Here is an 8756-nt window from a genome sequence, read left to right on the forward strand (position 1 = left end):
GAAGAAGATCACCTTGCCGTGCTGGATCGCGGTGACCCGGCGTACCGAGAAGCTGCCACCGTCGCGGGTGCGGTCCACGTCGTAGACGATCGGGTGGTCGATGTTGCCGGCGCGCAGGAAGTAGGCATGCAGCGAATGCACGTGGCGGCCGTTGTCCACCGTTGCCTGGGCGGCCGACAGCGCCTGGCCCAGCACCTGCCCGCCGAACACGTACTTGGTGCCGATGTCGCGGCTCTGGCCACGGAACAGGTTGTCTTCCAGGCGCTCGAGCGTGAGCAGGTCGATCAGCTCGGAGACGACGGGTTCGTGCGTGTCGGACAAGGGAAGCAACCGGAAGGGGGAGGACCCGAATTATAGGGTAGTGCCGGTCGCTGGCCGCATGACGGCAATGCACTCGCGCTGCCGCCCCTGCGGTTCGCTTGGCAAACTGCGGGGTCGATGTCATTGCCATCCACGCCCCCGGCGCTTCGCGGCCGCCCCGCCCTGATTCAGAGGCTCGCTTCAGGCTGGTGGATCCCACCATGCAGCGCATGGTGGGCGGGGGCGTGGTCGCCGGCCGTGGGCCGGCACTGCCTGGTGTGTGGGCATTGCTTGGTTGCCGGCCAACGGCCGGCACTACCTTGGGTTTCGGGCATTGCTTGGTTGCCGGCCATGGGTCGGCACTACCGGAGGGTCAGCCTTTGCCGAGGCGTGCTGCGAGGGTGTGCAGTGCCTGCTGGGCGTCCGGGGCGTACCAGGCCTCGACGAAGCGGTCGAGCTGGATCAGGTCCGCGTGCAGGGCCTCGTGGAGGTCGGCGCGGGCGATCGCGCGGGTCAGCAGCATCGGCTGGCGTGGGAGTTTGAGCAGGCGCTGCAGCCAGGCCACCGCGCGCGGCACCACCTGGGCGGCGTCGGCCAGTTCGTCCACCAGCCCGATCTCCAGCGCGCGCTCGGCCGGGACCATTTCCCCGCCCACCAACAACTGGGTGGCGCGATGGTGGCCGACCACGCGGCGCATCAGGCGCTGGATGCCTTCGGGGGCGACCAGCCCCACCTGGACCTCGTTCAGCCCGATCACGGTCGGCTGCGCCGGGTCCGGGCTGCGGGCCAGGATCCGGTAGTCGCAGCACAGCGCCAGCACGCAGCCGCCGGCCGGGGCATGCCCGGTCAGCGCGGCCACCACCGGCACCCGGCATTCGGCCAGCGTGCGCACCGCGCCGAAGAACGCCTGCCAGCTGTCCAGCAGCTTGTGCCTGTCATCGCCATGGCTGAGCAGATGGGGCACGTCCATGCCGGCGCTGAAGATGCGCTCGCTGCCGGACAGCACGATGCCGTGCACGTCATCGGCCATGGCCTGGTTGAGTGCGCCGATCAGGTGGCGGCACAGCTCGGTGTCCAGCGCGTTGACCGGCGGGCGCGCCAGCCGCAGTTCGCGGATGGGGCCATGGTTGATCACCTCGATAAGCGTCGTCATGCTGCGATCTCGTTGCGGACAGGGAACTGAGGCGATGATAACCAAACCATTCGCGTGCGTATTGTTGGCCCTCTGTGCGTTCGCAACATCGGCGATCGCCGCCGAACCGGCGTGCGTGTCGGTGCGAGAAGGCTGGGTGCGGCTGCCGCCGGGGGCAATGCCGATGGCGGCGGGATATGGGCAGATCCACAATGGCTGCCGTAGCGCCGTGGTGGTGGTGGGCGCCGGCAGCAAGGCCTTCGGCGATGTGTCGCTGCACGAAACCACGCTGGTGGACGGGGTCAGCCGGATGCGCGCGGTGGAGCGGCTGCCGATCGCGGCCGGTGCCACGGTGGCGCTGAAGCCGGGCGGGCTGCACCTGATGCTGATGCAGCCGGAGGTGCCGCTCAGCGAGGGCAAGGTGTTGCCGCTGCGCCTGAGCCTGGAAGACGGGCGCAAGGTGGATGGGCAGTTGCAGGTGCGCAGTGGCGCAGCGCACTGAGCGGCCATTGGCCAGAGCTGCCGAGCATGGCTCGGCACTACCGGGATGCCTCACAGAACGAGCGCGCGTCGCGCGGCCCATGATCGCCATGCCCGGCTGCCGGCATGCGTCACAGGGTGATTGCACGTCGCGCGGCCCATGATCGCCATGCCCGGCTACCGGGATGCGTCACAGGGTGATTGCGCGTCGCGCGGCCCATGATCGGTAGAGCCGAGCCATGCTCGGCTGCCTTTTCCAAGACCCAGACGCTGCGGTTACGTCCAGTCGTAGGAAAACAGCACCGTGCGGCTGTCTGGTTCGTACAGCATCACGATCGCATCGGCGCCCGCCGCGCACCAGTTGTAACCGGCCACTTCGGCGACCGCGAAGAACGGTTTGCCGTCGCGGGTGATGCGCACGTTCTCGGCATCGTCGGGCCGGTCGCGGTCATACATCGCCGGGTCCAGTGCGATTTCGAATGCCGCCGGGATCTCTGCGGTCTCGGTCCAGTTGCCGCCGGAAATCTGCCCGCCGAGCCTGTCCAGATACGCCTGCTCGCCCGGCTCGCCATCGCCATAGCGCGAATAGCTGGCCAGGCGGCCGTGGGTCTGGAAATAGGCATGTGCCTTGGCGTAACTGTCGCGCATCTCGGCGATATGCTCCACCGCGTCGCTGTCCTGCACCTGCTCGCCGATGAAGTAGCCCACGTTGCCGAGGAAGCGCATGCGGTTGTCGGTGGTCAGTTCGAAGGCGATCCAGTTGGTACCGGTAAACGCGTTGTGGTGTTCCTGCGTGTCTTCGCCGATGCAGCCTTCATACGGCTCGATCGGGCACAGCATCGTGGCCACGGTGCCGGCCAGTTCCTGCCGCAGGATGCCCAGGTCGATGCCGATCAGCGGCAGCAGGTGCTGGGCCAGCCACGGTTGCTCCCGGGAAAAAACGTCGGCGGGGAACGGCGTCATTCCCGGAAGAAGTGTGCGGATGTCGGTCTGGTGGAACATGGCATTCCTTTGAACGAATGGCGGTAGTGCCGGCCGCTGGCCGGCATCCATGCACATCGATCCGGCGTCATGAGGGTGCCGGCCAGCGGCCGGCAATCATGCACATATCCGTCCGGGAGTCTGAGGTTGCCGGCCAGCGGCCGGCACTACCTGCTCAGGTGGACGCAGTGCGGATCGCCTCCGGCAGCGGTGCGCTCTTGCCGGTCTGGGTGTCCATCCACACCACTACCACGTTGCCGTCCGAATACAGCGTGCTGTCGTTCTTCTCGTCCACGATGCGGTGGCCGATGGTCACGCTGCTGTTGCCCAGGCGCTCGACGAACAGCTCCACCACGATGTCGTTGGGCCACACGATCGGCAGGCGATAGTTGACATTGGTGGCCGCGACCACCGGTGCTATGCGGTCGGTCATCGACACGCCTTCCACGCCCAGCATCCAGCGCACGCGCGCTTCTTCCAGGTAGGAAATGTACTTGGCGTTGTTGACGTGGCCCATGCTGTCCATGTCGCGCCAGCGCACGCTGATCGGTACGCGGGCCAGGATCTTGTGTTCGGTACTCATCAGGCGTCCTTCTTCTTCTTGCTGGCGGCGCTGGTCTTGCTGGTCTTGCTGACCTTGCCGGTGCTCTTGGCCGCCGCCGCCTTCCTGACCGGCTTCTCCGGCTTGGCCTTGCGCGGTGGGCGGGCGTCGGGCTTGTTGGCAACCGCGGCCGGTCGCTCCGGACGCGCGCTGATGGAGGGCAGCATCTTGGCCAGGAACTGACCGGTGTACGAGGTCGGGCAGGCCGCCACGTCTTCCGGCGTGCCGGTGACCAGGATGGTGCCGCCGCGATGGCCGCCTTCCGGACCCAGATCGACGATCCAGTCGGCGGTCTTGATCACGTCCAGGTTGTGCTCGATCACCACCACCGTGTTGCCTTCGTCGCGCAGCTTGTGCAGCACGCCGAGCAGCGCCTCGATGTCGTGGAAGTGCAGGCCGGTGGTCGGCTCGTCCAGGATATACAGGGTGCGGCCGGTATCGCGCCGCGACAGTTCCTTGGACAGCTTCACGCGCTGGGCCTCGCCGCCGGACAGGGTGGTCGCGCTCTGGCCCAGCTTGATGTAGCTCAGGCCCACGTCGACCAGCGTTTCCAGCTTGCGCGCGATGCTCGGCACCGGCTCGAACAGCTTCAGCGCATCTTCGACGGTCATCTGCAGCACGTCGTTGATGTTGTAGCCCTTGTACAGAATCTCCAGCGTTTCGCGGTTGTAGCGCTTGCCGTGGCACACATCGCAGGGCACGTACACGTCCGGCAGGAAGTGCATTTCCACCTTGATCAGACCATCGCCCTGGCAGGCTTCGCAGCGGCCGCCGCGCACGTTGAAGCTGAAACGCCCGGGCGAATAACCGCGTGCGCGTGCTTCGGGCACCTGCGCGTACAGCTCGCGCAGCGGCGTGAACAGACCGGTGTAGGTGGCCGGGTTCGAGCGCGGGGTGCGGCCGATCGGCGACTGGTCGATGTCCACCACCTTGTCGAACAGGTCCAGGCMCTCGACCTCCTTGTAGGGGGCGATCGCGTGCGAAGAGCCGTTGATCTCGTTGGCGGCCAGCGAGAACAGGGTGTCGTTGATCAGGGTCGACTTGCCCGAGCCGGACACGCCGGTGATGCAGGTCAGCAGGCCCGACGGAATGTCCAGGTCCACGCCCTTGAGGTTGTTGCCGCTGGCCCCGCGCAGGTGCAGGGTCATCTTCGGGTTGGGCTTGTGCCGGCGTGCCGGGATCTCGATGGCGCGCTTGCCCGACAGGTACTGTCCGGTCAGCGAGCGCGGCGAATCCAGGATGTCCTGCAGGGTGCCCTGGCCGACGATTTCGCCGCCATGCACGCCCGCGCCCGGACCGATGTCCAGCACGTAGTCGGCCAGGCGGATCGCATCTTCGTCATGCTCGACCACGATCACCGTGTTGCCCAGGTCGCGCAGGCGGGTGAGGGTGCCGAGCAGGCGCTCGTTGTCGCGCTGATGCAGGCCGATCGACGGCTCGTCCAGCACGTACATCACCCCGACCAGGCCGGCGCCGATCTGGCTGGCCAGGCGGATGCGCTGGGCTTCGCCGCCGGACAGGGTGTCGGCCTTGCGTTCCAGGGTGAGGTAATCCAGGCCCACATCGACCAGGAAGCCCAGGCGCTCGCCGATCTCCTTGACGATCTTGCCGGCGATCTCGCCGCGCCAGCCGGGCAGGGACATGCTGCTGAAGAACTTCAGCGCTTCGTCGATCGGCAGCACCACCAGTTCCGGCAGCGCACGGTCGGCAACGAACACGTTGCGCGCGGCCTTGTTCAGGCGTTGGCCGTTGCACTCGGGGCAGTTGCGCTCGCTGATGTATTTGGCCAGCTCTTCGCGCACGGCCGAGGATTCGGTTTCCTTGTAGCGGCGCTCGAGATTGGGAATGATCCCTTCGAAGCGGTGCTTGCGCTGGGTGCGGCCACCGGCTTCGGTGAAGTAGGTGAAGGTGATGGTTTCTTCGCCGCTGCCGAACAGCACCGCCTTGCGCACGTCCTCGGGCAGGCTCTGCCACACCGCATCGACATCGAACTTGTAGTGTTTGGCCAGCGAGGCGATCAGCTGGAAATAATAGGCATTGCGACGATCCCAGCCGCGCACGGCACCGGCCGACAGCGACAGCTCCGGGTGCACCACCACGCGCGAGGGGTCGAAGAACTCGGCCATGCCCAGCCCATCGCAGCCCGGGCAGGCGCCGACCGGCGAGTTGAACGAGAACAGGCGCGGTTCCAGCTCGGGCAGCGAGTAATCACAGACCGGGCAGCTGTACTTGGACGAGAACAGGTGCGCGGGCGCGTCCTCCACGTCCAGCGACTGCACCGAAACCATGCCGTCGCCCAGCTTGAGGGCGGTTTCAAAGCTCTCGGCAAGGCGCTGCTTGATGTCTTCGCGCGGACGGAAGCGGTCGATCACCGCCTCGATGGTGTGCTTCTGGCGCAGCGCCAGCGGCGGCACCGCGTCGATTTCATGCAGGGTGCCATCCACGCGCACACGCACGAAGCCCTGCGCGCGCAGTTGGTCGAACACCTGGGCATGCTCGCCCTTGCGCTCGCGGATCACCGGGGCCAGCAGCATGTAGCGCTGCTCCGGGTCCAGGGTGAGCACGTGGTCGACCATCTGGCTGACCGTCTGCGCTTCCAGCGGGTAGCCGTGGTCGGGGCAGCGCGGGCTGCCGACGCGGGCGTACAGCAGGCGCAGGTAATCGTAGATCTCGGTGATCGTGCCGACGGTCGAGCGCGGGTTGTGCGAGGTCGACTTCTGCTCGATCGAGATCGCCGGGGACAGGCCTTCGATATGGTCCAGGTCCGGCTTTTCCATCACGCTCAGGAACTGCCGGGCATAGGCCGACAGCGATTCCACGTAGCGGCGCTGGCCTTCAGCGTAGATGGTGTCGAACGCCAACGACGACTTGCCCGAGCCGGACAGGCCGGTGATGACAATGAGCTTGTCGCGGGGCAGGTCGAGATCGATGTTCTTGAGATTGTGCGTCCGCGCGCCGCGGATGCGGATGAATTCCATCGCCATGGGGGATCCGTTGTGAGGCTCTGGCCCGGAGGGCCGGCAAGCGGGTGGGGCAAGCGGAGACGGCAATCGGTCAGCCTACCGAGCTTGGGATTTGGGGGCAATCGCGCACATTGCCAGCCCCGGGTCTCATCGAATGCGACCCGCCGGGGCGTTACCTGAACAGGATTCAGGTCCAGACGGGGCAAGGCGGGGGGTGACTTGACCCGACCCACTCCCAGTCATTAAAATCCCGCTTCTGTCTGCCCTCGATGGCAGCAGTCCATAGACCACAATAACTACAGAGGAAGTCTGGTCATGTACGCAGTACTGGTAACCGGCGGTAAGCAATACCGCGTGGCGCAGGGCGAAAAGCTCCGCGTTGAAAAGCTCGAAGTCGAAGTCGGCAACGAGATCAAGTTCGACAACATCCTGATGTTGGGCGACAGCGATGGCATCAAGATCGGCGACGCGCTGAGCGGCGCTTCGGTCACCGCCAAGGTCGTGTCCCAGGGTCGTGCTGACAAGGTCCGGATCATCAAGTTCCGTCGCCGCAAGCACCACATGAAGCGTCAGGGTCACCGTCAGTACTACACCGAAATCGAGATCACCGGCATCGCCGGTGGCAGCAAGTAATCAAGGAGACCAGTCATGGCACATAAGAAGGGCGTAGGCTCATCGCGCAACGGTCGCGACTCCAACCCGAAGTACCTCGGCGTCAAGATCTTCGGTGGCCAGGCCATCGATGCCGGCAACATCATCATCCGTCAGCGCGGCACCCAGTTCCACCCAGGTACCGGCGTTGGTCTGGGCCGTGACCACACCCTGTTCGCGCTCGTCGACGGCAAGGTGGAGTTCTCGGTGAAGGGCCCGAAGAAGCGTCGTACCGTCAGCGTCGTCGCCGAAGCCTGATCTTCGCGATACGCGGGCGCCCACGCCTCGGCGTGGGGCCGCTGACGAAAGCCCCGCTTCGGCGGGGTTTTTGTTTTTATTGAATACACCGGTGCGGGGATCCTTCCCGCCACCGTCCCTGGATCGTACCGGGGACGTTAGACTCTGCGGTCGGGCGCATCCGTTGCCCATCGCCTCCAGTTGGCATCCAGAATCATGAAACTTGTAGACGAAGCAGAAATCCAAGTCACCGCCGGCAATGGCGGCAACGGCTGCGTCGGTTTCCGTCGCGAGAAGTTCATTCCGCTGGGCGGCCCGGACGGTGGCGATGGCGGCAATGGCGGCAGCGTGTGGATCCGCGCCGACGCCAACCTGAACACCCTGGTCGACTTCCGCCACGAGCGCATCTTCAAGGCGCAGCGCGGCGAGAACGGCATGGGCCGCCAGGCCTATGGCAAGGGTGGCGAAGACCTGATCATCACCGTGCCGGTCGGCACCGTGGTGATGAACGTGGCCACCGACGAAGTGATCGGCGACCTGACCCAGCACGATGACACCCTTCTGGTAGCCAAGGGCGGCCGTGGCGGCTTGGGCAACATGCACTTCAAGAGCTCGACCAACCGCTCGCCGCGCCAGGCGCTGCCGGGCGAAGAGGGTGAGGAGCGCCTGCTCAAGCTGGAGCTGAAGCTGCTGGCCGACGTCGGCCTGCTGGGCTTCCCCAACGCGGGCAAGAGCACGCTGATCCGCGCCGTGTCCGCCGCCACCCCGAAAGTGGCCGATTACCCCTTCACCACCCTGTACCCGAACCTGGGCGTGGTGCGTGTCGAAAATTACCGCAGCTTCGTGATCGCCGACATTCCCGGCCTGATCGAAGGTGCCGCCGACGGCGCCGGTCTGGGCGCGCAGTTCCTGCGCCACCTGCAGCGCACCCGCCTGCTGCTGCACCTCGTGGACATCTCCCCGATGGAAGGCGGCGTGGAAGGGGTGTCGCCGATCGAGCAGGTCCGTGCGATCGAACGCGAGCTGGCCAAGCACGACCCGGAACTGCTGGACAAGCCGCGCTGGCTGGTCCTGAACAAGGCCGACCTCATGTTCGAGGACGAGGCCAAGGCGGCCGCCGAGAAGATCGTGGCCGAACTGGGCTGGACCCAGCCGTGGTACCTGGTGTCGGCGCTGGGCCGTGAAGGCACCTGGCCGATCATGACCAACATCATGGCCTTCTTCGACCGCCAGAAGGAAGACGAGGCGCAAGCGCGCGATGCGTACTGAGCGCATCCGCGCGCCCCTGAGAAACCCGGCTGCGGCCGGGTTTTTCTGTGGTGCCGCAGGGCCGGGGCCGCGCGATGCGTGGCGCGCGTCCGGCGCGCGTGGCTCTACCGTTGGCGCGGCCCGGAATGGATCGGTGGACGAT

9 protein-coding genes are annotated in these 8756 nt (G+C 66.1%); 4 read left to right on the top strand and 5 right to left on the bottom strand.

All coding sequences use genetic code 11. The features are described from left to right. Together AC1DQP_RS12270 and AC1DQP_RS12275 are read right to left on the bottom strand one after the other, a co-directional pair. The coding region (locus AC1DQP_RS12270) for an acyl-CoA thioesterase (RefSeq protein ID WP_478051691.1) at positions 1–321 on the bottom strand (321 nt) is incomplete at its 3' end. Positions 322–673: 352 nt separating this feature from the next. Next, complete coding sequence (locus AC1DQP_RS12275) at positions 674–1453, bottom strand: enoyl-CoA hydratase/isomerase family protein (RefSeq protein WP_457319536.1); 780 nt, start codon at positions 1451–1453, stop codon at positions 674–676. A gap of 34 nt (positions 1454–1487) precedes the next feature. Here AC1DQP_RS12275 and AC1DQP_RS12280 point away from each other — a divergent pair, with 34 nt between their 5' ends. Beyond that, positions 1488–1934, top strand: a complete 447-nt coding sequence (locus AC1DQP_RS12280) for a copper chaperone PCu(A)C (protein ID WP_457319537.1) — start codon at positions 1488–1490, stop codon at positions 1932–1934. 254 nt (positions 1935–2188) lie between these two features. On the opposite strand, the gene AC1DQP_RS12285 is transcribed toward AC1DQP_RS12280, so the two are convergent. The 3 genes from AC1DQP_RS12285 to uvrA form a co-directional block, all read right to left on the bottom strand. Beyond that, positions 2189–2914: an enolase gene (locus AC1DQP_RS12285; RefSeq protein WP_457319538.1), complete on the bottom strand. Its 726-nt coding sequence runs from the start codon at positions 2912–2914 to the stop codon at positions 2189–2191. Between the two features lie 154 nt (positions 2915–3068). Continuing rightward, positions 3069–3476, bottom strand: coding sequence for an acyl-CoA thioesterase (locus AC1DQP_RS12290; protein WP_457319539.1), 408 nt, complete (start codon positions 3474–3476; stop codon positions 3069–3071). Next, positions 3476–6478, bottom strand: a complete 3003-nt coding sequence (uvrA, locus tag AC1DQP_RS12295; RefSeq protein ID WP_478051692.1) for an excinuclease ABC subunit UvrA — start codon at positions 6476–6478, stop codon at positions 3476–3478. The genes AC1DQP_RS12290 and uvrA overlap by 1 nt, the downstream gene beginning before the upstream one ends. A 294-nt stretch (positions 6479–6772) precedes the next feature. On the opposite strand from uvrA, the gene rplU reads away from it, so the two are divergent. From rplU to cgtA, 3 genes are all read left to right on the top strand, one after another. Further along, positions 6773–7090 carry a 50S ribosomal protein L21 gene (gene rplU / locus AC1DQP_RS12300; protein ID WP_256777131.1) on the top strand — a complete coding sequence of 106 codons (318 nt, stop codon included), beginning with the start codon at positions 6773–6775 and terminating at the stop codon, positions 7088–7090. Positions 7091–7105: 15 nt separating this feature from the next. Continuing rightward, positions 7106–7366, top strand: coding sequence for a 50S ribosomal protein L27 (gene rpmA, locus AC1DQP_RS12305; protein ID WP_256777127.1), 261 nt, complete (start codon positions 7106–7108; stop codon positions 7364–7366). Positions 7367–7561: 195 nt separating this feature from the next. Continuing rightward, positions 7562–8614: an Obg family GTPase CgtA gene (gene cgtA / locus AC1DQP_RS12310; protein ID WP_256777125.1), complete on the top strand. Its 1053-nt coding sequence runs from the start codon at positions 7562–7564 to the stop codon at positions 8612–8614. Positions 8615–8756 lie beyond the last annotated feature (142 nt).

The sequence above is a fragment of the Stenotrophomonas sp. P5_A8 genome, assembly GCF_056400545.1.